The organism is Kitasatospora sp. Ki12 (assembly GCF_054601375.1).
On the sequence record NZ_BAAIHT010000003.1, the window covers coordinates 12,511 to 33,817 of the forward strand.

The following is a 21,307-nucleotide window of genomic DNA, read 5'->3' on the forward strand; positions in this document are numbered from 1 at the left end:
CTGCCCGCCGCGCAGCTCCCGGCTCGGTGGGCGGGGAGTGTCCGGTGAGCTCAGCTGCTGTCGGCGGTGAGGGGGATACGCAGGCTGACCCGGTAGCCGCCTTCAGTCGTCGGGCCGGACTCGAGGGTGCCGTGCAGGATCTCGGCGCGTTCGCGCAGGCCGATCAGGCCCTGCTGGGAACTGGGCAGGGCGAGGGAGGGGCGGGCGGGCGCGCTGTTGGTGACGGTCACCCCGACGCCGGTCCCGTCCTGCCGGAGTTCGACGGTCGCGGTGGCACCGGGGGCGTGCTTGCGGGCGTTGGTCAGCGCTTCCTGGACCGTCCGGTACACGGCCCGCTGGGCGGCGGCGCCGAGGTCGGGCGGCAGCTCTCCGGTCAGGCGGGTCTCGATGCCGCTGGAGTCCACGAGCCGGTGCAGGTCGGCCAGGGTGGGCTGGGGGGTCAGTTCGGTGTCGCGGCCTCCGGAGGCGCGCAGCAGCCTGACCATGGTGCGCAGTTCGTCCAGCGTGGTGACGCTCAGGGAGCGGATGGTGCGGGCGGCGTCCTTGGCGTCCTCGTCCCGGGTGGACATCTGGAGTGCCCCGGCGCGCACGGCGATCAGGCTGACCTGGTGGGAGACCACGTCGTGCATCTCGCGGGCCAGTTGGGCGCGTTCGCGGGCGAGTACGGTCTGGGCGTGCAGGATCCGCTCGTGCTCCCTGGCCTCCTCGGTCTCGGCCATCTGCCGCTCCAGGTCCCTGCGGGTCTGGAGGAGTTGTCCGAACAGCACGGCGGCGGCCGCGGTGGCGAGACTGTACACGAACGTGACCAGGGTGAAGGTCCGGCTGACCTCGAACGGGCCGCCGAGGGACCACGGGACGATGCTGGCCAGCGCGGTACCGAGGGCGCAGAACGCGAGCAGCCGGCGGTTACGGGAGCGTTCGGCGAGGGTGAACAGCGCCACGATCGGTGCGAGGGCGATGTCGTCCTGGGTGAAGGCGATCGGCAGGGTGAGCAGCAGCACGCCGAGGGGGAACCTGCGCCGCAGTGCCAGCGCGGCGCAGGCGAGCGCGGCCACCGCCCAGTCGAGGGGCGCCGGATCCTCGGTGAGGTTCAGCCAGCTGTCGATGCCCGCCGCCGCGACCAGGGCGCCGTCCACGACGGGAGCGGGCACCCGTGCCCACAGCGCGCGGGCCCGGCCCGTCGCGTCCACCTGCGGCCGCTCCTCGGTCGGCCCCGTCCGACTGACCAGCGCCTCCTGGTCCGTCACCGCCTCCTTGCCCATGTGTGCCGCCTCGCCTTCGCTCTGATCCGTTCCTGCCGCCACGGCCCCGGCTCGTGGTCGACGGACCCGAGGTGACCGACGTGGGTCGTCGACCGGGTGTGGCCGGGCTGAGTCGGTCCGCAACCCGCTCCGGCAGGTGTTCCGTCGGAGCCGACCCTAAGGCTTCGGCGTCGTCGCAGCGGAGGCCGGACGGCAGCTCCGGCCACCCGGCGGGGTGATCTCATCCGGTCGGCAGGGGAATCCGCCCCCGTCGAAGGTGTTCCGCCGGTCGGCGGGGGTGTGCCCGGCTGTCGGCGGAGTGACCGGGAGCGGATCGCCCGCTGGAATGGGCGTGGTCACCCCCGACACGAACCGGCGTCCCGCCGCACCTTCGCCCGTCCTGGACCGTGTCCGGCATGTACTGAAGGCCGACGGACACTCCCCTTCGCCCAGCGGGGCAGTGGGGGTGTCACCCCTGTTCCCGTTCGAAAGCGGAAGTTCCCTTGTTGATCCCTGTCCTGATCGTGATCACCGCGGTGGTGGCCGGCTGGTCGCTCGTCGCCGGGCGGCTGGAGCGCCGGCACGTACGGGCACCGCTGGTGCTGGTGCTCGCGGGTGTGGTCACCGGCCTGTTCACGCACAGCGAGATCGCCGCCGCGATGAACTCCGAGGTCGCCCAGCGTGTGGCGGAGATCATCCTGGCCGTGCTCCTCTTCGTCGACGCCACCGAGCTGCGGGGCGGACGGCTGTTCGGCCGGGACCCGGGCTCGGCGGCCCGGGTCCTGCTGGTGGCGCTGCCGCTGAGTCTCGGCGCGACGGTCCTGCTCGGCGGGCTGCTGCTGCCGGATCTGCCGGTCGCGGTGCTGCTGCTGATCGCCTGCGTCGTCATCCCGACCGACTTCGCCCCGGCCGAGATCCTGGTCCGCGACCGGCGGATCCCCGCGCGAGTGCGCAGCGTGCTCAACGTGGAGAGCGGTTACAACGACGGCATCGTGTCGCCGCTCTTCCTGTTCGCGCTGGTGCTGGCCGGGTCGACGGCCGAGAAGCGCACGCCGCTGGGGGCGCTGGGCACGACCGTGCCGTTCGCGGTCAAGGCGCTGGTGCTCGGCGCGCTGGTGGGCGCGGTGCTCGCCTGGCTGATGAACCTCGCCCAGCGCGCGCACTGGATGACCGACCAGTCCCGCCGGATCCTGGTGCTGATCGTCCCGCTGCTGGCCTACACCTCGACCACCGCGGCGCACGGCAACGGCTTCGTCGCCTCGTTCGTGGCCGGTGTCGCCTTCCGGTACGTGAGGCGGGCCCCGGAGCGCCACGGCGCCGCAGTGCCGGTCGGCTCGGACTTCCAGCTGCTCGAGGACACCAGCGCCATGATGACCATGGTCATGTGGTTCTTCTTCGGCAACGCGGTGGTGCTCACGTTCGTCGTCGGCGTCGACTGGCCGGTGCTGGTGCTGTGCGCGGCCGCGCTCACCGTACTGCGGATCGTGCCGGTCCTGCTGTCCTTGCTCGGCTCCCGGTTCAGCCGGGCCGAGCGGCTGATGGTCGGCGCACTCGGTCCGCGCGGCACCACCTCGATCGTGTTCGGGCTGCTCGCCTTCAACGCCCTCCCGGACGGGCCGGCGGCCAACAGCGCACTCGACGCCATGGTCGTCGTCGTCCTCGGCAGCATCCTGCTGCACGGCGGTGGTTCGCTGGCCATCGCCCGCGCGCTGCGCGGCAAGGCCCGGCCCCGTCCGGAGAAGGCGGTGGATGCCGGGAGCGCAGAAGAGGTCGGTGATGTCCGGGACGTCCGGGGAGACGAGGCTCCTCGCTCCTCGGCCGCCCCACGGCGCGAGTGAGCCTCGATACCCCACGTCACAGGCGCCGCGGCGTATCACCCATCCCGTTCGGGACGTCGGCCAGCAGGCCCGCGCGCTGGGCGAGCAGCGCGGCCTGCACCCGCCCACCGACCCTGAGCTTGGTGAGGATCGCGCTGACGTGGTCCTTCACCGTGCCGGTCCCCAGGTGGATGCGTGCGCCGATGTCGGCGTTGGACAGCCCCTCGGCCATCAGCACCAGCACCTCCCGTTCCCGGCCGGTGAGCCGGTCGACCCGTGCGGCTTCCTCGTCCACCACGGCAGGGCCGCTGCCGGGGTGGCCGCGCAGCAGGCTCTCGGACGCCTTCGGCGACAGGACGACCCCGCCCGCCGCGAGGGTGCGTACCTGCGGGGCGAGGTGCTCGGGCTCGGTGTCCTTGAGCAGGAAGCCGACCGCCCCCGAGTTCAGCGCGGCCAGGATGTACTCGTCCGTGTCGAAGGTGGTGAGCATCGCCACCACCGGAGGCGAGGGCAGCGCGACCAGTTCCCGCAGCACGCTGAGCCCGTCCACATCCGGCATGCGGATGTCGAGCAGGACGACGTCCGGCCGGTGTTCCCGGACGGTGGCGACGGCTCGTCCGCCGACGGCGGTGGCCACCACCTCGATGTCGTCCGCCGCGTTGAGGATCATGCCGAACCCCGACCTGATCAGCGCTTCGTCGTCCACCACCACTACCCGGATCACACGTCCTCCGTCGTTCACGAGCCGTCCCGTACCGACCCATGATCCCGTGCCCGCCCACACCGGCGCACAGGGGCCACGGGCACGGCCGGGTGTGCCACCCGGCGGGGGCGGTTCAGCCAGGGGGCGGGGGTGGTCCGGACGGTCACCGGATGGGCCGGGGCCCGGCGGGCCTCCACGCTGGACCGGTACGCCGTCGATCGAGAGGAATCCTGTGAACACCGCATCCGACCCGTCGAACGCGGACGTCGCGCCGCTGTCCGCACGGGCGACGTTCAAGGCGCTGTACGGCTATGTCCGGCCGCACCGGTGGACCGTCGCGCTCGGCCTGCTGTGCGCACTGGTCGGCTCGGCCGGCGGGCTGCTGCAGCCGCTGGCCACCAAGGCGCTGGTGGACCGGCTCTCCTCCGGCCAGGCCATCACCGCGATCGTGCTGTCCCTGACCGTGCTCGTGCTGCTGGGCACGGTGTTCGAGGCGCTCAGCGGCTATGTGCTGGAGCGCACCGCCGAGTCCGTCGTGCTGGCCGCCCGGCGAAGCCTGATCGGACGGCTGCTGCGCCTGCGGATCTCGGAGGTGGACCGGATCCCGCCGGGCGACCTGATGTCCCGCGTCACCTCGGACACCACGCTGCTGCGCGCCGTCACCACCCGGGAACTGGTCTCCGGCGCCACCGGTGTGGTCACCCTGGTGGCGGCCGTCGCGCTGATGGCCGTCCTGGACCCGGTCCTGCTGGGCGTGACGCTCGGCGTCGTGGCCGTGGTCGGCGGGGCCGTCGCCCTGGTGATGCCGAAGATCTCCGAGGCCACCGAACGCTCACAGGAGGCGGTCGGCGAGATCTCCACCGAACTGGAACGCGCCTTCGGTGCCTACCGCACCGTGAAGGCGTCCGGCGCCGAGGAACGGGAGACCGCCCGGGTGACGGCCGCCGCCCAACGGGCCTGGCATCACGGCGTGCGCGGCGCCAAGTGGGAAGCACTCGCGAAGTCCGCGGACGTCCTCGCCGTCGAGCTGGCGTTCCTGGCGGTGCTCGCGGTCGGCGGGGCCCGGGTCGCGTCCGGGGCGATCCCGGTGTCCACGCTGATCGCCTTCCTGCTGTACGTCTTCTACCTGATCGAACCGGTGTCCCGGCTGGTCGACGCCGCCTCCCAGTACCAGGAGGGTGCGGCCGCGATCTCCCGGATCACCCGGGCACAGCGGCTCGCCACCGAAGACCGGGAACTGCGCCGGCTCACCCTGCCCGCCCCTTCCCGCCCGGACGCAGGCCCGGCGTCGGTCCGCTTCGACCGCGTGTCCTTCCGCTACCGTCCAGACCTGCCCGAAATCCATCACGAGATGACCTTCGACGTGCCGGCCGGCGGGATGACCGCCTTCGTCGGCCCGTCCGGCGCGGGCAAGTCCACGGTCTTCGCCCTGCTCGAACGCTTCCACGACGCGACCGGCGGACGCGTGCTGGTCGACGGCGAAGACGTCCGCGACTGGTCCCTGCCCCGGCTGCGCTCCACCATCGGCTACGTCGAGCAGGACGCCCCGGTCCTGGCCGGCACACTCCGCGAGAACCTGCTCTTCGCCGCACCCGACGCCTCCGACCAGGAGCTGGCCGACGTCCTGGCCCGTACCAGGCTCGACGCTCTCGTTGCCCGTCTGCCCGACGGCCTGGACACCCTGGTCGGGCACCGCGGCTCCAGGCTCTCCGGCGGCGAGCGCCAGCGCGTCGCCATCGCCCGCGCGCTGCTGCGCAAGCCCCGCCTGCTGCTCCTCGATGAGGCGACCTCACAACTCGACGCCGTCAACGAGCTCGCGGTGCGGGACATCGTGGCGCAGGCGGCCCGGGAGACCACCGTCCTGGTCGTGGCCCACCGCCTGTCCACGGTCACCGGCGCCGACCGGATCGTGGTGATGGACGCGGGCCGGGTCCGGGCCGTCGGCACCCACGCGGAACTCGTCGAGCAGGACGAGCTCTACGCCGAACTGGCCAGCACCCAACTGCTGACCCCGGCTCGCTGACCTCACGCGCCGTACACGCGGCCGCGCGATGCCGAAGCAGGCACCGCGCGGTCCGGCGCCGGGCACGGGGCGGACGTCCGTAGAGGTCCAGGGGATGCCGCTCCGGCAGTGTGGGGATTGTGCGTAGCCGGGCTGTCGGATTCCCATCAGAAATGGGCGAATATTCCATGAGAGGCCAGGGCCGAGCGTCACAACGCCCACACCCCCGAGGCGGTGCTGCCGATCCCCGCGCCGGCCGGTCCGGCCTGCCCGGGTACGCGGGATGGACGCGACGCGACGCAGCACTGCGCTGAGCCGCTCGGCCGGGAGCAGGCCCTTCTCCAGTCACGCGGGGGCGAGCAGGGCTGACGGGTCCAGTGCCGTCACGGACGGATGCCGCCGACGGGCCGACTGCCACCGGTCACCGTCTCCGCCGCGAACTGGGTGAGCAGCCACGGCTCACCACTGCCGCCTACGGCGTGCCGATGGCAGTGTCAGACCGGGGTCGGCTCGGGGCGCTTGGGAGCGAGGTGGTCACCGGAGGTCTCGCCGCGCAGGCGGCGGCCGACCCAGGGCGCCAGGTACGTGCGAGCCCAGTGGAAGTCCTCCCGGTAGTGCGCCGCGGTGGAGCGGGGCGGCTCGGCGGGCCAGGGGACTTGCGGGTCCTGCGCCGTGTGGAGTCCCAGGGTGCGGGCGGCGAGCAGGGCCACTCGCTGGTGGCCCTCGGCTCCCGCCGACGATCACCACGGTGGTGGCGATCAGCAGCCACCAGTGGAAGGCCGGCGCGGCGTGGTGGCCGCCCTGCGGTCCGGAGGCCACGGCGAGCAGGACCAGGGCCGCACCGCCACCAGGTTCAGCAGTGCGACCAGCCGCAGGTACCAGACCGTCGAGGCGGCGGCGCGCTGCCGCAGCCTGCCGGTGGGGCGGGCGGTTCGGGAGAGTGGGTTCGCAGACACGCTCCCACCCTGTCGGCGGGCGGTTGCGGATCCCATCCGGCGGGGAGCCGGGGGTACCCCGCCGGATGGCCGCCGCTTCTCCGCCGGTCGGCGGGAGCAGCGGCAGCCGTTCCCGGCGGCCGCCCGGGTGGCTGGTTCCTGGGACCGGCCTCCCGTGGGCCGCGGCGCCGCCGGGCGATGCTGCGGCAGGCGTACGGCGGGGGCGGCCCGGCCGATCGGCGGGGGTGGCACGGAAACCCGCCGGATGGTCCGCACCGGCCGCGGACGGCGAGATTGGCGCCATGACACCCATGGATCCCACGCGGACGTCGCCACCGTCGAACGCCCCTGCCGGACCCGACCCCGCTCCGTCGGCGAAGCCCGCGTCCACCGGTCGGCTGGTGGGCGTGGACCTGGCCCGCGCGCTGGCCGTGTTCGGCATGTACGCCGTGCACATCGGTCCGCAGGCGGCCTCCGTGGGCGGTGTCGGCGGCTGGCTGCTGCAGCTGTCGGAAGGGCGCGCGTCGGTGCTCTTCGCGACGCTCGCCGGGTTCTCGCTGATGCTGATCGCCGGGCGCCGCGAACCGAAGACGGGACTGGCGGGCCGTCAGGCGAAGGCCCGCATCGCGATCCGTGCCGGAGTCCTGATCGCGATGGGCACCGCGCTCGCGGCGGCCGGCGCCGGATCCGTGGTGATCCTCGCCTTCTACGGCGTGTACTTCCTGCTCGCCCTGCCCCTGCTCCGGCTGCCGGCCAGGACGCTCGCGATCATCGCGGCCGTCCTCGCCGTGGTCACCCCGCTCCTGCAGTACGGGCTGAAGGCGCTGGTGGCCGGTCCCGTCGAGGCGGCCGTCAACGCCTACGACCCGCTCAAGCAGCTCAGCGACGTCGGCGTCCTGGACCTCCTGCTCACCGGCTTCTACCCGACCGTCACCTGGATGACGTACGTGGTCACCGGCATGGCACTGGGCCGCCTCGACCTGTCCGCCGTCACCGTGCGGCGACGGCTCACCGCACTCGGCGCCGCGCTCATCGCCTTCGGATACGGCGTGCCCCTCCTGCTGGCCCGCTTCTCCGACCGACTCCACGACCTCGCACAGCAGCCGTCGGGCCGGGCCGCCGGTGGCTCCGGCAGCTCGTCGGCCCTCGACTCCGCATCCGAGATGGGCAAGGCGGCCCTGAAGTCCGGTGGCGACGCCGGAGCGGCCGACAGCGCCGATGCCTGGATGCTGTTGCTCGCCCAGCCGCACAGCGGGTCGACGTTCGACATGGCCGGCAGCCTGGGAGTCGCGATCACCGTGCTGGTCGGCGCGACGGTCGCGATGACCGGCCTGCCGTGGCTCCGGCGGCTGCTGACCCCGGTCATCGCCGTCGGCACGATGTCACTGACGGCGTACGTCGGGCACTTCGTGGCCTCCATGGCACTGAGCGTGCCGCTCGGCGACACCGCCGCCTCCACCACGCCACTGCTGTGCTTCATCGCCGGCGCCGTCCTGTTCGCCGCGGTCTGGTCCCGCTTCTTCCGCCGCGGACCCCTGGAGTACCTCGTCAACCTCGCCACCAAGCCCGCCACGTTCGTCAGGTGACCGCCGACCGAACGGTTCCGGGGAGTGGCTGCGCAGCCCGTGCGCGGTGTGTCCGCCCGCAGCCACTCCAGCAGGCGGCGCGCTCGCCCGCCCGTCGGGCACCGCAGGACAGGCCGAGGCGTCACGCAAGGAGCACCGCCGGGAAGCAACGGCGCAGCTGCGGCCGGCATGACGACGGCCGCAGCACGGTGACGGCAGGCCGCCGCCGTCCACGGGCAGGCCCGGGAACCGGAAGATCCTCCGGCGTCCGGGCCCGCACCCCGATTCGCCGGCCTCGGGGAGGACGCCGGCCGTCCGTTCGTCCGGCTCCGCCACCCGCGGGGCCGGACGTCAGCGCGCCTGCCGTGTCATCACTTCACCAACGCGTTCGCCAGGACGACGACCAGGCCAAGCAGTGCATCACCGACACCGATGAACAGCGCCGACAGCCAGGTACGCCCACCGGTCCGGGCCGCGGACAGGCCCCCTCCAGGAGCATGCCGGGAGGCGTCTCAGAGATATGTGCCTTGTTGATTAATCGCGTCGGTCGCCGGTGCACGGTGGCGCTCGCTAGGCTGGCGGCATGGCCCTGCGCAACGCGATCATGTCGACCCTCCTGGAGGGCGAGGCGTCCGGTTACGACCTGACGAAGGCGTTCGACGCGTCGGCGGCGAACTTCTGGATGGCCACACCGCAGCAGCTCTACCGGGAGCTGGACCGGATGAAGGCCGAGGGTCTGGTCAGCGCCCGGGTCGTCGAGCAGGAGCGGCGGCCGAACAAGCGGCTGTTCTCGCTCACCGAGGCGGGCCGCGCCGCGCTGCGGTCGTTCACGGCCTCGCCGCCACGGCCGTCCGCGATCCGGGACGAGCTGCTCGTCCAGGTGCAGGCCGTGGACGCGGGCGACCCGGACGCCGTGCGCGCGGCGCTGCTCGAACGGCTGGTGTGGGCGCAGGCCAAGGTGGCCCGCTACGAGCGCCTGCGGGCCCGGCTGCTGGACGGGCGTTTCGAGGACGAGTACCTCGCCACGGCCGAACGTATCGGGCCGTATCTGACGCTGATGCGCGGACTGTCGTTCGAGCGCGAGAACCAGCGCTGGTGCGAGCGGGCACTCGCCGTTCTGGACCGGCGGGCCGCCGCGCCGGCCCCCGTGCGGGGGCCGGCGCAGGGGCCGGTCTGACGGTCTTTGCGGGCGGCCGCTCAGTACGCCGGGCGGGGAGCCCCGACGGGCCGCAGATCCGGGCGCTTCGCGACCCTTCCGTCGCCCGAGGAGCGCCCGCGCAGGCGGCGCGTCAGCCACGGTCCGAGGAAGGTGCCGATCCAGGCGGCCTCCTGGGCGGCTCGCCGACGGAGCCCCGCTGCCGGGAGCGGTGGCAGCGGCTCGGCCCACCCGCTGTCGCTGCCGGGCAGCGCGAGCGCTTCGGCCGCCGCGGCGGCGATCCCGGCGTGGCCGAGCGGGCTCGCGTGCAGCCGGTCCGCGCTCCACATGCGCGGATCGGTCGTCACCTCGTGCGGGAAGAAGTCGACGACCGCGACGCCGCGGTGGTCGGCCGTGGCCCGGATGCGCGCGTTGAGGTCCAGGAGCCGGGGTCGCAGCCCGCGGGCCAGCGGCGCGATCCGGCCGATGTCGGGGAAGGTGAAGGTGAGCACCCGCGCCCCGGTGGCCGTGAAGGCGGCGAACATCGCGTCCAGCTCCGCCACCACCTCGCCCGCGTCGAAGCCCGGCCGCATCAGGTCGTTCATCCCGGCGACCACGGTGACCAGGTCCGGTCGCAGCGCGAGGGCGGGGGCGAGCTGTTCGGCCCGCACCTGGCCGGCGAGTCGGCCGCGCACGGCGAGGTTGGCGTAGAGCAGGCCGGGTTCGTCCCCGGCGATCGTCTCGGCCAACCGGTCCGCCCAGCCGCGCCATCCGGCCGCCTCGTCACCGTCACCCAGGCCCTCGGTCTGGCTGTCGCCGACCGCGACGTAGCGGCGGAAACCCGTGGTCACGGTCATGCCTCGGACGCGCCCAGCGCCTCGGCGGTGATCCGCTCGAACTGCGCGCCCATCGCGGCGGCGAGCGCCTGCGCGCCGGAGAGGGGCCGGACCATCACCGTCAACTCGTCGATCAGGCCGTCCTCGTCGACGTGGAGGAAGTCGCAGCCGTGCACCTCGCGGCCGTCGACGGTGGCCTTGAAGACGAAAGCGTGGTCGCGGCCGCCGCCGTCGTTGATCTCGCGGACGTACTGGAAGTCCTCGAGGACCCGTGCGGCACCGCGCAGGATCGCGGCGGTCATGGCCTTGCCCGGGTAGGGCTTGAAGACGACGGGGCTGGTGAAGACGACGTCCTCTGCCAGAAGGGCCTCGATGGCGTCGTGGTCGCCGGCCTCGACGGCTGCGCGGAAGGGGTGCACGGCAGGCTCCATAGTCAACAAATTGAATAGCTGCTGTGCGCGAGCCTAGTCGCGCGATCCGGGCGATGTCGAGCGTCGGAACGGGTGTCGAGGCTGACCTTCCATCACAGACAGCGGAGCCAGGGCCTGCAGACCGGTCCAAGCGGGCAGACCCACCCAGTGCCGAAGGTCAAACCTGGCTCCAGGTCGGATCGGGGTGAGCACCGTGTCGTGCGCTGTGGGTGTGTTTCGCCCCCCCTTTGCCCAGTGCGACCTCGCAGCTGCCGAGTGGGCGGTCATGAGACGGAAGTTGCTTGCGTGAAGGGAGAGTCCAACGGCGTCCAGTGAGGCTGAGTTCGAGCGTGGGCGGGTCCACCGGCGCTGTGGATGCCGGCGCGCGGATCGACGTCCGATCGGGGCACGCTGCCCGCGGCCGGCGGCGGATGCACTGCACGGGAGCTGGGCGTACGCGGTGGACATGCCGACGAACGGCGAGGGACGCAGCACCCGGCGGCGCAGCGGTTACGGGTCACGGGAGGATGCCGTGAACGCACTGCAGTGCGTGCCGAACGCGGAGGCGACGGACGTGCTCGAGGACCGCAAGCTCACGATCGGTGCGTTCCTGCTGGAGTGGGTGGCGTTGCAGGAGTGGACGCTCGAGCCGTCCACTGCGGCCTCCTACGCCAAATGCGTCCGCCAGGAGCTTCTTCCGGTGTTCGGCCGGTGCTCCATTGCGGTCGTCACGGCTGTTTCCCTTTCGCGGCAGCCGGACGGTCGTCGTGTTGCGGCGGTGCCGGGGCGGGCAGGGGGACGGGCCCGACCGCCGGGTGCCAGGTGTAGGAATCGGGGTCGAAGCGGCTCAGCCGGCGGATCAGCCGCCCGGTGGACCACGGCCAGGCGAAGGTGTTCCGGCCGCCGGGGCTGAAGTAGTAGCTGGTGCAGCCGCCGGAGTTGTACACGGTGGTCCGCAACGCCTCCTGCACCGCGGTGTTGTGCGCGGCCTGTGCGGCCGCCCGGACCTCCAGGGCGCGGTGGCCGCCGTGGTCGAGGTGGGCCAGGGCGGCGGTGAGGTAGGTCAGTTGGGCTTCCAGAACGGTGATCGCGGAGGTGGAGCCACCGAGCAGATTGGGCCCCAGCAGGAGGAAGAGGTTGGGGAAGCCGCTGACGGTGGTGCCCAGGTACGCCTGCGGTCCGCCGTCCCAGGCTTCGTGCAGTGTCAGGCCGTTCGTGCCGTGCAGGCTCCGGGCCAGCGGCAGCTCACCCATGCGAAAGCCCGTGGCCGTGACGAGGACGTCGGCCTGGACCACGGTGCCGTCGGCGCCGACGACCTCGTTCCCGTGTACCGCTGTCACGGCGGTGGGATGCAGGCGGACATGTGGCTGGGCCAGGGCACGGTAGAAGGTGCTGGAGGTCAGGAGGCGCTTGCAGCCCAACCGGTAGTCCGGCGTGAGCACCTGGCGCAGCCGCCGGTCGCGGACCGCGATCCGCAGGTGCGCGCGGGCTCCCGCCTCGATCAGGCGGGCGAGTGGCGGGTGGCGGAAGGCGAGGCCGAAGCCCTCCTGCAGCGCGTACTGCCCGGCGCGCAAGGCGCCGCGGGCACCGGGCACGTGGTCCAGGAACCGGTTGACCGGCGCGGGTACCGGCAGGTCGGGTTTGGGGAGCACCCAGTGGGCCGTCCGTTGGAAGACGTGGACGGTCGCCGCGCGGGCCGCGACGGCGGGGACGAGCTGGACGGCGGAGGCGCCGCTGCCCACCACGGCGACCCGACGCCCGGTCAGGTCGACGGTCCGGTCCCAGCGTGCGGTGTGGAGCACGGGCCCGGTGAACTCCTCGATCCCGGGGACGTCGAGGTGGCGCGGGAGGTGCCACGGGCCGGTGGCCAGGACCAGTACCGCGGCGCTGTAGGGCCCGTCGCCGGTCTCCAGCAGCCAGCGCCCGGCCGCCGGATCCCACCGGGCTCCCCGCACGTCCACTCCGCACCGAAGTACGTCGCCGAGCCCGTACCGTTCGGCCGTCGTCCGCAGATAGCCGTGGATCTCCTGCTGCTCGGCGAAGAGCCTGCTCCAGGCGGTGTCCGGGGTGAACGAGTAGCTGTAGAGCGTCGAGGGCACGTCACAGGCGCAGCCCGGGTAGGTGTTCTCCCGCCACGTGCCGCCGAGTTGCGGCGCCTTCTCCAGAAGGAGCACGTCTCGCACCCCTGCCTGCCGCAGCCGGATGGCGGCGCCGATACCGGAGAACCCTGCTCCGACGACCACGACGTGCGCGTCCTTGCCACCGGGTCGGGTGGCCTGTGCGGGAATCACGGCGCTGCTCCGGTCAGGCCGACGGCGGGCCTCGTGCATGGTGTCTTCTCTCCCGTTGCTTCCGGTGCGCGGCACCGTCAGCGTCCCGGACCGAGCAGCCGAGTGCTCTCGAAACCCCGCGGCATCACTCTTCCGTGGCACAGGGTGCTCCCGGTGCTGACCTGCACCACCCAGGCAACGGGGCCGGTTCCCGCGCTTCAGGCCGGTCAGCCGGTCAGCGGGTCAGTATGTGGCCGTCGTGGGGGCGGTGGTCGCGGGAGCGGCGCAGGTCGGTGGTGACGTAGGTGCGTTGCAGCCAGCGGTCCGCTCCGTCGTAGCGGGGCTGGAAGGCGGTGCGGCCGTGGACGGTGACCCGGTTGTCGATGACGACCAGGTCGCCGGGTGCCAGGCGTAGGGTGCGGGCGGTCTCCTCGCAGGCGCGGCCGAATTCGGTCAGCGCCGCGGCGGCCCGCGGGGTCAGCGGGGTCGTGACGAGTTGGGCCATGCGGATGTCGGGGTCCTCGGCTGCTCCCGACAGCACCGGTCGGGGCTCGGCAGCGGGCTCGCCCGTGGCGGTGCCGGGGCCGAAGGAGGGTGGTGGTGTGGTGATGAACTCGGGTGCGAACAGGGCCTGTCGGCCGGCCGGGGTGAGGAGCGGCAGTGCTCGGCGGAGGCCGGCGACGCGCATGCCGGCGACCCGGTCGTGGTCGGCGCGCAGGCACAGGAAGACCACGTAGTCGGGTGGATGGGGGTGGAAGCCGTTCTCGGTGTGGAAGGAGAGCGGCACCGATCCGGCGTTGCCGTGGAAGGTCTCCTGCCCGGGCACGGGCACGACGTCCTGCACGAGGGCGCCGGATTTCTCGGCCAGGTAGGCGAGCGGTTCGCCGAGCCCGCAGGCCACCATGGTGAGAACCGCGGCCGGGACGGTGGCCTGGCGCTGGACCGAGCCGGGCACGGCCGGTGTCGCGGGCAGGCCTGCCTGATCGACGGGCAGGCCGCCGATCACGATGGTGCCGTGCGGGCCGGAGTGCCTTCGGAACCGGCGCACCGCACGGCGCAGTCGTGGCGGGAGGTCCTCCCAGGCGTCCCTGGCCCGTGCCACCCACTCGGGACTGTCGACCTGGTCGTGCCCTCCGGTGCACAGGGTGCGGGCCAGCCGCTCGCACGCGTCGGCATCGGCCCGGCCCAGGTCCCAGTCGGCGGCGGCGACAGTGCTTCGGTGGGTGTCGGGCGTCGTCTCGGGCATCAGGTCTCCTGCCGGGGGTGTGGGCGGCGGGCGCGCGGACTCAGGAGTGGCGCAGGCCTGCCACGGCGTCGGCGACGTAGTGGTCCCCGAACCGGATCAGGGGGGCGTACTGGGCCGCGCGGCGGTGGCGCATGAGCCGCAGTTCGGCGACGGCGTTGTCGGGGCCCTCGGTCCGCTGAGCGATGGAACGCCGCAGATGGACCATCGAGTACGCGAGGGTGACGTGCCGTTCGGCGTCCACGATGTCCGCCTCCAGGAGAGCACCCCTCGCCTCGGCCAACTCCGGGGCACGGGCCGCCAGTTGCTCGTAGGAGTCGGGCACCACCGACAGCAGGTCCTTCATCTCCGCCCGGAACAGCCGGTATCCGCGGTGCTGGCGCCCGCTCAACGGGACGTCCGTCGACGGAGGCGTCATGGTGTGGCGGATCGCCGCCATGTAGTAGTCGGCCGGGATCGTACTGGCGTGGGTCATGGCCGCCGGGAAGCCGCGCACGTACACCGTCGCGTCCGCCAGCCGCAGCAGCGCGGCATCGTCGTCGCCGTGCCGCAGATGGCGGGCGGCGTCGGCCACGGCGACCGCGGCGCAGACGTTGAACAGGACGTGGACCTGGTGCCCGACGAGCCACCGGGCACTCCACACGCTCTCCGACGACGACCCCGCGCCGGCCTCGGGGACGGTCACCGGCGGGACGGCGTCAGCGTCGGCGCTTGGTGCCGCGCCGGTGAGGTCGAGCACCGACTGCCGCAGCCCGGCCACCTCCAGGGCCAGGTCGGCACCCGACAGCGGAGCATCGCACAGGTCTTCCAGACCGCGGTGGATGACCAGGGCGCCGTGCAGGGCGGCCTGTTGATCCGAGAGCTCCACCTCACGGACCCGGAAGTACGACTGACTGGTCGACTCCGCCGGCACGTCCTCACCGGCCACCGCCGGGGCCAGCGCCGACAGCGCGGCCACCAGCTCGCCGGCAGCCGCTGCGGCCTGCCGCAGCCCGCCGGTCCGCTCGACAGGTCCGGCGTGGCTCGCCACCCCGGCCAGCACACCCGCGGTCCGCTTCGCCTCACCGTCGACCCGCGGACCCAGCACCGGGACGGGCCGCCCGCCTCGGGGCTCACGGAAGACAGCGACAGCAGGATGACCGGCAACCGGCGATAAGCCCATGGTTGAAGTATTTCGCCAGGAACACGCCGTACCAAACCCCGGCCTGCCGGATGATTCCCCCTGCGGTGCACCGGAGTTGGCCGACGAGGTCAGCGGTGACCGGCCCGGCACGCCCAGCACGCCCAGCACGCTCAGCACGCCCTGCGGGCTCCGGCCGACAGGGCCGTCAGCGCCGCAAGACCCCCTGTACATATGACTATTCACCCTTGCGGGTACCGTTTCTATACACACTATGTCAGATGCCGCTCATTCGTGCTGCCATAGCTCTGCCAGATCCCGGGCACGCATCGCACCTTCGCGGGAAGGCAGGAAGATGGGCAGATCCACGTTCGCGGGCACGGCGATGGCCGTCGCACTGACGGCTTCGGCGTTGCTCGCCGCCGCAGGGAGCCCGGCCCACGCCGAGGCGGGGCAGGACACCATCAACATGTACAAGCAGGAGAAGACCCAGTGGTGCTGGGTCGCCTCCGGACTGACGATCGCCAAGTTCCAGGGCTACGGCAGTACGCAGACGGACTTCTGCAACCGCGCCCAGCCCTACTACGGCTGCAACAACCAGCCCGCCACGCTGGACGACATGGCCAGGGGCTGGAACAGCCTCGGCATGACCCACCCCGGCTCGGGCCTGACCAGCGCGGCCACGTTCAACCAGGTCTACACCGACGTCAAAGCCGCCCGGCCCGTCGCCGCCCGCATCGGGTGGACCTCCGGCGGTGGCCACATGAACGTCGTCTACGGCTTCGACACGTCGAACAACACCATCGCCGTCGCCGACCCGTGGCCGGACACCGCCACCTACACGTGGTGGAACTACAACGACTACGTCAGCAACAGCTCGTTCAGGTGGACCCACTCCCGGATCGGCATCTCCCGTTAAGGCAGGCGGCATGCGCGAAACAAGCACGTCCCGCACGAGGGCGGCCTCCCGCCTCTCCCGACTCACCACCGGCCTGGTGCTGAGCGCCTCCGCACTCCTGGCCGTCGCGGGCCCCGCCCGTGCGGCCGCGCCCATGGACCCGCTCCCGGCGGACATCCCGGACTACCAGGCCGCCCTCGACCTGGTGAGGTCGGCCGATGTCCGCGCCACCGTCTGCCGCTTCCTCAGCGTTCCGCTGCCGGCGGGCGACGGGGCCGGGACGCCGCAGCCCATCCCCGACAAGGCCGACCCGTGCGAGGGCATCCCGGCGTTCACCGTGAACGACCCGCTGGCCCTGAACGAGATCACCCCCGGCTTCGTCGCGGGAACGTCCCTGCCGATCGCCGCCGAGGCGGTCAAGCTGAGCCGTCTGGTCTCCACGCTGAACGCCCCGGTCAACGGACGGAACGCCACCGTCATGCTCGCCCCCACTGACGGCGGCGGCTGGCACCTGGCGGCCGTGCGCGACGGCGACAGCGACGCCACGTACGCGGGCAAGGCCACGGTGGGCACCCTGGTGTTCACCGAGCCGCAGATCCGCGGCTGGTACCGGCTGAGACTCACCACGGTCGAACCGCTCAACGACCAGGCACGGCAAGGCCTGAACGGCCAGTCGTCGGTCTCGCTGAGTGGCTACCAGAAGCTGGTCAAGGCCCGCTACGCCGACAAGCTGCCCGGGTCGGGGTACGACACCACGGGCATGTCCAGCGGCTACGGCACCGCGAGCAGGACGGGGGACGCTCCCTCGTCGGCACCCGTGCTCATCGGCGGTGCGGGCGCGGCCCTGGCGCTCGCGGGCGGCGCCTTCGCCCTCCGCCGCCGGCGCAACACCAGCAGCTGAACCCGGCCCCCTTCGCCCTGTCCCCCGCCTGCGGCCCGGGTCAGGGCGAAACCGTGTCCCACGGCCCGCGGGCCCGCGACTCGTCCGCCTCCTCGGTCGGTCCCGAGCTCACCGTCGGGGCGACGCCGCCCGGAGGGCCGCGGACGTCGGCCGTGCGCTGCACGGGATCGCCCGCGGACCGGGAGACAGTCGGCCCGCGCCGAGCACGAGGCCGTCCTGCGGTTCTGGTTCGACCGCGGCGCCGCCGCCCTGCTCACCCTCGCCCTGCCCGGATCCGTCCACCTCTACCAGGGCGAGGAGCTCGGACTCCGGAGGTCGAGGACCTGCCGCTCGGCCGGCCCCGCGACCCCTGTTCCGTCCGCACGTGCAGCGTGTCCGGCCGCTGATTTCGCCTTACGCCATGGCTGCCGTAGAGTCGCCGTACCGACGCGGGGTGGAGCAGCTCGGTAGCTCGCTGGGCTCATAACCCAGAGGTCGCAGGTTCAAATCCTGTCCCCGCTACCACGAAGGCCCGGGGCCGGAACGCAGTGCGTTCCGGCCCCGGGCCTTGTTCGTGGGGCTAGGCCCTCTCTTTCGGATCTTGCCGGGCGCACGACGCCGGGCATCCCGCCTGGACGCACCGGCGAATCATCCAAGTACGACCCAGTACGAGGACGATCCGCCGGCACGCCCAGCCGGGCGCCCAACGCCGTGCGCTGATCCGACAAGATCCGAAAGAGAGGGCCTAGTCGACGGTGATGTCGAGGTGGCGGGCGGCGTCGGCCGACGCATCCTCGACGGCCACCAGGTCGCCGCCCTCGCCTCCGCCACCACCGTGTGACGTCCCCGCTGCCCTCGACGCGGCCGACCCCGACAGTCCCGCCGCCCGAAACATCGCCGCCCGGCTGACCAGCCGAACGAGTGAATCGCGAGACGGCTACGCGCTGCGCGACCTCCTCGCCCACGAGGGCGCCCGACGCCGCCTCGACCAGGTCCGGGGCGCAGCACTCGAACGGGCTCTCGCCGCCTGCGCACTGGGCTCCGCCACCCTGCCGGACGCCCTGCGCAGCCACCTGGAGGAGCCGTCGGGGTGCGCGCGAGGATGCTCGAAAAGTCCCCGTTCGCCCCGGGCTCGCCCGGAGGAAATCCGCTTGAACGGCGCATTCGAACAGCACCATCATCGGTCGCCTCCACTGCCAAGCAGCCAATCAACTCGACGCCCTGAAAACGTACTTGCTGCGATGGATGCCGATGCCGGGCTCCGCGCGCTCGAACACCACCCCGTGTCCGGAGGTCTTCATGGCAAGCCCCACCGGCCCGCCGCCTCACAATTTCCCGCCGAGCGGCAGGCCCCCCTCGACGAGCTACTCGACCTGAAGGTCCCGCCCCACCTGCGCCACTACCTGCCGATGCTCGCCGAGGCAGTCCGCCTGCCGTCCGGGCAGCGAACCGCGAGCTGACAAGGACCATCGATCAGGATCCCTCCTCGGCTACGCCCGCACCGCGCTCGACCTGCTGCGCCACCCGAGCGCCATTGCGTGAACACCCCCTCCCCCACTACCTGTTGGAGTTCCGATGCAGTCCCTGCGTCAGGCCGTGTGCGCCATCGTCCACGACGAGAAGGCGGGCAAGGTCGCCTGCATCCACTACGCCAACGACTCCTGGTCCGAGATCCCCGCCTGGACCATCCCCGGCGGCAAGGTCGAGGAGGGCGAGCGGCTCGACGAGGCCGCCGCCCGCGAACTGCGCGAGGAGACGGGCCTGGTCGTCGCCCCCGAGGAACTGCGGCTGGTCCACACCGTCCAAGTCAAGGCCGGCTGGGACGACAAGGGCCCGTTCCTGCTCTCGGTGTTCGCCGCGACGTCCTGGCACGGCGAGCTGACGAACACCGAGCCGGACAAGCACCTCGCCGTCGTCTGGGTGGCGACCGGGGCGCTGCCCACCCCGATGTTCCCCACCTCGCACACCGCCCTCACCGCCTACCTCACCGGCGACGCGCGGGGCTTCTCCACCCACGGCTGGGAGAGCGCCGCGGATCCGCGTGCCCTGGTCGGGGCCTGAGGTGCCCGGCCGCCACCGCCGCCCACCCGCCGGCGAGCAGGCGGTCCTGCCCGCGGACGTCGACCTGCGGCTGCGCGCCATCACCCAGGGCCGCATCGTCGTCGAGGAAGGCGTCGCCACGCTGCCCGGCGGACGACACCTGTACGCGTACCGCACGCTCTACCGGCCCGACGGGAGCGTGGACCGGCTGCTGGAGCGCCTGGCTCCCGGCCCGTCGCAGCCGCCCGGCCTCCCTCCTGCCGACTGACCCGCCCTCCCGCCGGGACCCACTTCTGGCACCACATGCCGTGCGGCTACGGTGTCCAGGACACCGACACCCCGATACCCCTGAACTCGCTGCTCGCTCGGACCGCCTCGCCTCCGACCTCGGCCACCGGATCCGGCCGGGGGTCCGCGCCACCGCCACCATCGCCGGCGTCCGGCACCGGTCCCCGGTTACACCTTCGAGCCCGTCCAGCAGCTGTTCCTCGGCCAGTCCTGACCACAGCGGCGAGCCGCACCGCCCCGCGCGGCACGGCCCGCCGCACCGACGTGACGGAGAAGCGATCGTGGAGAAGTTCGTTCCGAAGTTCCAGGGCGCGCCGTGGCCCGACGGTGCCCGCGTCCTGCACGTCTACGCCGTTCCGGACCTGCGGGCCGATCTGCCCCTGGCCCGGCTGGTCGACGAGTGCCGCGGCGCCATGAGCCCGTACCCCGTCGCCCCGCTCGGCGACGGCACGCTGCACTGCACCATCGAGATGGTCGCCGACACCACCGCCGACAAGATCACCCCGGAGGAGCGCGACGACCTCGTCGCCGCCCTGCGCACGCACCTGGCCTTCACCGGCCCGCTGGAGGTCACGGCCGGGTCTCCGATCGCCAACCGGGCCGGGGCGTTCCTGGACCTTTCGCCCGACGAGCGGCTGGTCGACCTGCGCGAGCGGGTACGCGACGCGATCCGCGAGGTCCGCGGGCCCGGCGCGCTGCTCCACGACGGCGGCCGGCACCACATCTCGCTCGGCTATGCCTGGGCCGAGGCGTCCTCCGACGCGCTGCAGACGGCCCTGCGGGGGATCTCGCCCAGCCACGTCCCCGTCCGCTTCAGCGCGCTCCAGCTGCTCGACGTGACGTTCCGGCAGTTCCCGCGTCCGGGTGGCGATCTGGCCTGGGAGCTGTCCTGGGAGCCGGTCGCGGCCATCCCCCTCGCTGGTGGCTCCGACGACGCTCAGCCGTCGCGGCAAGCTCGCTGACATCCGCGCTCGCCGTTTCGCCCGGGGCACGCACGCGCCGGGCGGGACGACCCGTCCACCGGGCCTCACGTGTCCCCAGGAGGAAACGCATGTCCGACCCCACCATCCCCACCCCGGACCTCACCGCCGCCGGCCCGGCCGCCGTCGACTGGCCGGGTCTTCTCCGGCAGGGAACCGGGCCGATCCAGGCCGAGTTCCGCCGGCTCGTCGAGCGGACCACGCACTACCACGGCTACAGCCCCGATCTCGTCTGGGGAAACCTGCAGACCCGCGCCTACGCCGAGGAGGTCCTGCGGCTGGTCGTCGACCTGCACGGCATCCCGCGGGACATCGAGGCCGGCGCCGCCGAGCGCGTCGCCCGTGCCCAGTACTTCGGCGCCGGCGGGCGCAGCTTCCACGTCCTGCTCGGTGAGCAGGCGCTGCTCACCGGCATCGGTGGCCCCGAGGTCATGCGCGCCCAGCTCGAACACCTTCTGGAGGCCCTGACGTTGCCCGGCCTCACCCTCGGCATCATCCCCGCCCGCGCCCGGCTGACGGTCTATCCCGGCGACGGATTCGGGATCTTCGACGGCGCCCGCGTCGAGGTCGAGGGCTACCGAGGAGGCGAGACGATCACCGGCGACCGTGTCCGGGTCTTCCACCGCGCCTTCGACCGGCTCCACGAGTCCGCCGTGTACGGCGACGACGCCCGGGACCTCATCACCAGGGCCCTGCACACCTCCTGACCTCCGACCCCCGCCTCCACAGTCGCCGGACACATGTTGGCCCCTGGATGCCGGACAGGCCCCCGCACACCCCTCGCCACGGCGTGTCGTCCGGTGGATGTGCCAGTGGCACAGGCCTGTGGAAAAGGCCGCCCCAGGAGGCTCGCAGAACCTACAGAACACCTTCAAATCAAAGAAGTTGACGTTCAGTCAATTCTCATGTGGAGTGAGCATGACGCTCTGGCCGGCGTCGGGGCC

Annotated in this window: 20 protein-coding genes and 1 tRNA gene; 12 read left to right on the forward strand and 9 right to left on the reverse strand. The window is 72.6% G+C overall.

Annotated features, from left to right (window positions below; translation table 11 throughout):
- Window positions 1-50: 50 nt before the first annotated feature.
- Window positions 51-1,151, reverse strand: a complete 1,101-nt coding sequence (locus tag ACYP53_RS30880; RefSeq protein WP_459650931.1) for a sensor histidine kinase — start codon at window positions 1,149-1,151, stop codon at window positions 51-53.
- Between the two features lie 593 nt (window positions 1,152-1,744).
- Between ACYP53_RS30880 and ACYP53_RS30885 the strand changes: the two genes are divergently transcribed.
- On the forward strand, window positions 1,745-3,079 hold the full coding sequence (locus tag ACYP53_RS30885; RefSeq protein ID WP_459649864.1) for a cation:proton antiporter: 1,335 nt from the start codon (window positions 1,745-1,747) through the stop codon (window positions 3,077-3,079).
- Window positions 3,080-3,095: 16 nt separating this feature from the next.
- On the opposite strand, the gene ACYP53_RS30890 is transcribed toward ACYP53_RS30885, so the two are convergent.
- The gene (locus ACYP53_RS30890) at window positions 3,096-3,782 is read right to left on the reverse strand and encodes a response regulator (protein ID WP_459649865.1); all 687 of its coding nucleotides are present in this window, start codon (window positions 3,780-3,782) and stop codon (window positions 3,096-3,098) included.
- 211 nt (window positions 3,783-3,993) lie between these two features.
- Here ACYP53_RS30890 and ACYP53_RS30895 point away from each other — a divergent pair, with 211 nt between their 5' ends.
- Entirely contained in the window at window positions 3,994-5,784 is a 1,791-nt protein-coding gene (locus tag ACYP53_RS30895) for an ABC transporter ATP-binding protein (protein ID WP_459649866.1), read from the forward strand.
- Window positions 5,785-6,257: 473 nt separating this feature from the next.
- Here ACYP53_RS30895 and ACYP53_RS30900 read toward each other — a convergent pair whose 3' ends face one another.
- Both ACYP53_RS30900 and ACYP53_RS30905 read right to left on the reverse strand, forming a co-directional pair.
- Window positions 6,258-6,473, reverse strand: a complete 216-nt coding sequence (locus tag ACYP53_RS30900; protein ID WP_459649867.1) for a hypothetical protein — start codon at window positions 6,471-6,473, stop codon at window positions 6,258-6,260.
- A gap of 48 nt (window positions 6,474-6,521) precedes the next feature.
- On the reverse strand, window positions 6,522-6,719 hold the full coding sequence (locus tag ACYP53_RS30905; RefSeq protein ID WP_459649868.1) for a hypothetical protein: 198 nt from the start codon (window positions 6,717-6,719) through the stop codon (window positions 6,522-6,524).
- 281 nt (window positions 6,720-7,000) lie between these two features.
- On the opposite strand from ACYP53_RS30905, the gene ACYP53_RS30910 reads away from it, so the two are divergent.
- Together ACYP53_RS30910 and ACYP53_RS30915 are read left to right on the forward strand one after the other, a co-directional pair.
- Entirely contained in the window at window positions 7,001-8,284 is a 1,284-nt protein-coding gene (locus ACYP53_RS30910; RefSeq protein WP_459649869.1) for a heparan-alpha-glucosaminide N-acetyltransferase domain-containing protein, read from the forward strand.
- 562 nt (window positions 8,285-8,846) lie between these two features.
- A complete protein-coding gene (locus ACYP53_RS30915) occupies window positions 8,847-9,440 on the forward strand; it encodes a PadR family transcriptional regulator (protein WP_189920537.1) in 594 nt (197 codons plus the stop codon).
- Between the two features lie 20 nt (window positions 9,441-9,460).
- Here ACYP53_RS30915 and ACYP53_RS30920 read toward each other — a convergent pair whose 3' ends face one another.
- The 5 genes from ACYP53_RS30920 to ACYP53_RS30940 all read right to left on the reverse strand — a co-directional run bounded on the left by ACYP53_RS30920 (window position 9,461) and on the right by ACYP53_RS30940 (window position 15,187).
- On the reverse strand, window positions 9,461-10,255 hold the full coding sequence (locus tag ACYP53_RS30920; RefSeq protein WP_189920535.1) for an SGNH/GDSL hydrolase family protein: 795 nt from the start codon (window positions 10,253-10,255) through the stop codon (window positions 9,461-9,463).
- On the reverse strand, window positions 10,252-10,653 hold the full coding sequence (locus ACYP53_RS30925) for a nuclear transport factor 2 family protein (RefSeq protein ID WP_189920533.1): 402 nt from the start codon (window positions 10,651-10,653) through the stop codon (window positions 10,252-10,254). The genes ACYP53_RS30920 and ACYP53_RS30925 overlap by 4 nt, the downstream gene beginning before the upstream one ends.
- A 719-nt stretch (window positions 10,654-11,372) precedes the next feature.
- Window positions 11,373-12,935, reverse strand: a complete 1,563-nt coding sequence (locus ACYP53_RS30930; RefSeq protein WP_459649870.1) for a flavin-containing monooxygenase — start codon at window positions 12,933-12,935, stop codon at window positions 11,373-11,375.
- 214 nt (window positions 12,936-13,149) lie between these two features.
- On the reverse strand, window positions 13,150-14,160 hold the full coding sequence (locus ACYP53_RS30935) for a TauD/TfdA family dioxygenase (RefSeq protein ID WP_459649871.1): 1,011 nt from the start codon (window positions 14,158-14,160) through the stop codon (window positions 13,150-13,152).
- 40 nt (window positions 14,161-14,200) lie between these two features.
- Window positions 14,201-15,187 carry a hypothetical protein gene (locus ACYP53_RS30940; RefSeq protein ID WP_459649872.1) on the reverse strand — a complete coding sequence of 329 codons (987 nt, stop codon included), beginning with the start codon at window positions 15,185-15,187 and terminating at the stop codon, window positions 14,201-14,203.
- 445 nt (window positions 15,188-15,632) lie between these two features.
- On the opposite strand from ACYP53_RS30940, the gene ACYP53_RS30945 reads away from it, so the two are divergent.
- The 8 genes from ACYP53_RS30945 to ACYP53_RS30980 all read left to right on the forward strand — a co-directional run bounded on the left by ACYP53_RS30945 (window position 15,633) and on the right by ACYP53_RS30980 (window position 21,070).
- The gene (locus tag ACYP53_RS30945) at window positions 15,633-16,196 is read left to right on the forward strand and encodes a papain-like cysteine protease family protein (protein ID WP_189920520.1); all 564 of its coding nucleotides are present in this window, start codon (window positions 15,633-15,635) and stop codon (window positions 16,194-16,196) included.
- Between the two features lie 10 nt (window positions 16,197-16,206).
- On the forward strand, window positions 16,207-17,076 hold the full coding sequence (locus ACYP53_RS30950; RefSeq protein WP_459649873.1) for an LPXTG cell wall anchor domain-containing protein: 870 nt from the start codon (window positions 16,207-16,209) through the stop codon (window positions 17,074-17,076).
- A 427-nt stretch (window positions 17,077-17,503) separates the two neighbouring features.
- Window positions 17,504-17,580: transfer RNA gene (locus ACYP53_RS30955), tRNA-Met, on the forward strand.
- A gap of 626 nt (window positions 17,581-18,206) precedes the next feature.
- Entirely contained in the window at window positions 18,207-18,515 is a 309-nt protein-coding gene (locus ACYP53_RS30960) for a hypothetical protein (protein WP_189920516.1), read from the forward strand.
- A gap of 115 nt (window positions 18,516-18,630) precedes the next feature.
- On the forward strand, window positions 18,631-19,116 hold the full coding sequence (locus ACYP53_RS30965) for an NUDIX domain-containing protein (protein ID WP_189920514.1): 486 nt from the start codon (window positions 18,631-18,633) through the stop codon (window positions 19,114-19,116).
- Window position 19,117: 1 nt separating this feature from the next.
- Window positions 19,118-19,363, forward strand: coding sequence for a hypothetical protein (locus tag ACYP53_RS30970; protein WP_459649874.1), 246 nt, complete (start codon window positions 19,118-19,120; stop codon window positions 19,361-19,363).
- Between the two features lie 301 nt (window positions 19,364-19,664).
- Entirely contained in the window at window positions 19,665-20,345 is a 681-nt protein-coding gene (locus ACYP53_RS30975) for a hypothetical protein (protein WP_459649875.1), read from the forward strand.
- Window positions 20,346-20,434: 89 nt separating this feature from the next.
- Complete coding sequence (locus tag ACYP53_RS30980) at window positions 20,435-21,070, forward strand: DUF5753 domain-containing protein (protein ID WP_459649876.1); 636 nt, start codon at window positions 20,435-20,437, stop codon at window positions 21,068-21,070.
- Window positions 21,071-21,307 lie beyond the last annotated feature (237 nt).

What these genes read in the sequence shown, in the direction of transcription:
- ACYP53_RS30980 (WP_459649876.1), top strand. Translation starts at nt 20,435, where the DNA reads ATGTCCGACCCCACCATCCCCACCCCGGACCTCACCGCCGCCGGCCCG.
- ACYP53_RS30945 (WP_189920520.1), top strand. Translation starts at nt 15,633, where the DNA reads ATGGGCAGATCCACGTTCGCGGGCACGGCGATGGCCGTCGCACTGACG.
- ACYP53_RS30965 (WP_189920514.1), top strand. Translation starts at nt 18,631, where the DNA reads ATGCAGTCCCTGCGTCAGGCCGTGTGCGCCATCGTCCACGACGAGAAG.
- ACYP53_RS30935 (WP_459649871.1), bottom strand. Translation starts at nt 14,160, where the DNA reads ATGCCCGAGACGACGCCCGACACCCACCGAAGCACTGTCGCCGCCGCC.
- ACYP53_RS30920 (WP_189920535.1), bottom strand. Translation starts at nt 10,255, where the DNA reads ATGACCGTGACCACGGGTTTCCGCCGCTACGTCGCGGTCGGCGACAGC.
- ACYP53_RS30910 (WP_459649869.1), top strand. Translation starts at nt 7,001, where the DNA reads ATGACACCCATGGATCCCACGCGGACGTCGCCACCGTCGAACGCCCCT.
- ACYP53_RS30950 (WP_459649873.1), top strand. Translation starts at nt 16,207, where the DNA reads ATGCGCGAAACAAGCACGTCCCGCACGAGGGCGGCCTCCCGCCTCTCC.
- ACYP53_RS30915 (WP_189920537.1), top strand. Translation starts at nt 8,847, where the DNA reads ATGGCCCTGCGCAACGCGATCATGTCGACCCTCCTGGAGGGCGAGGCG.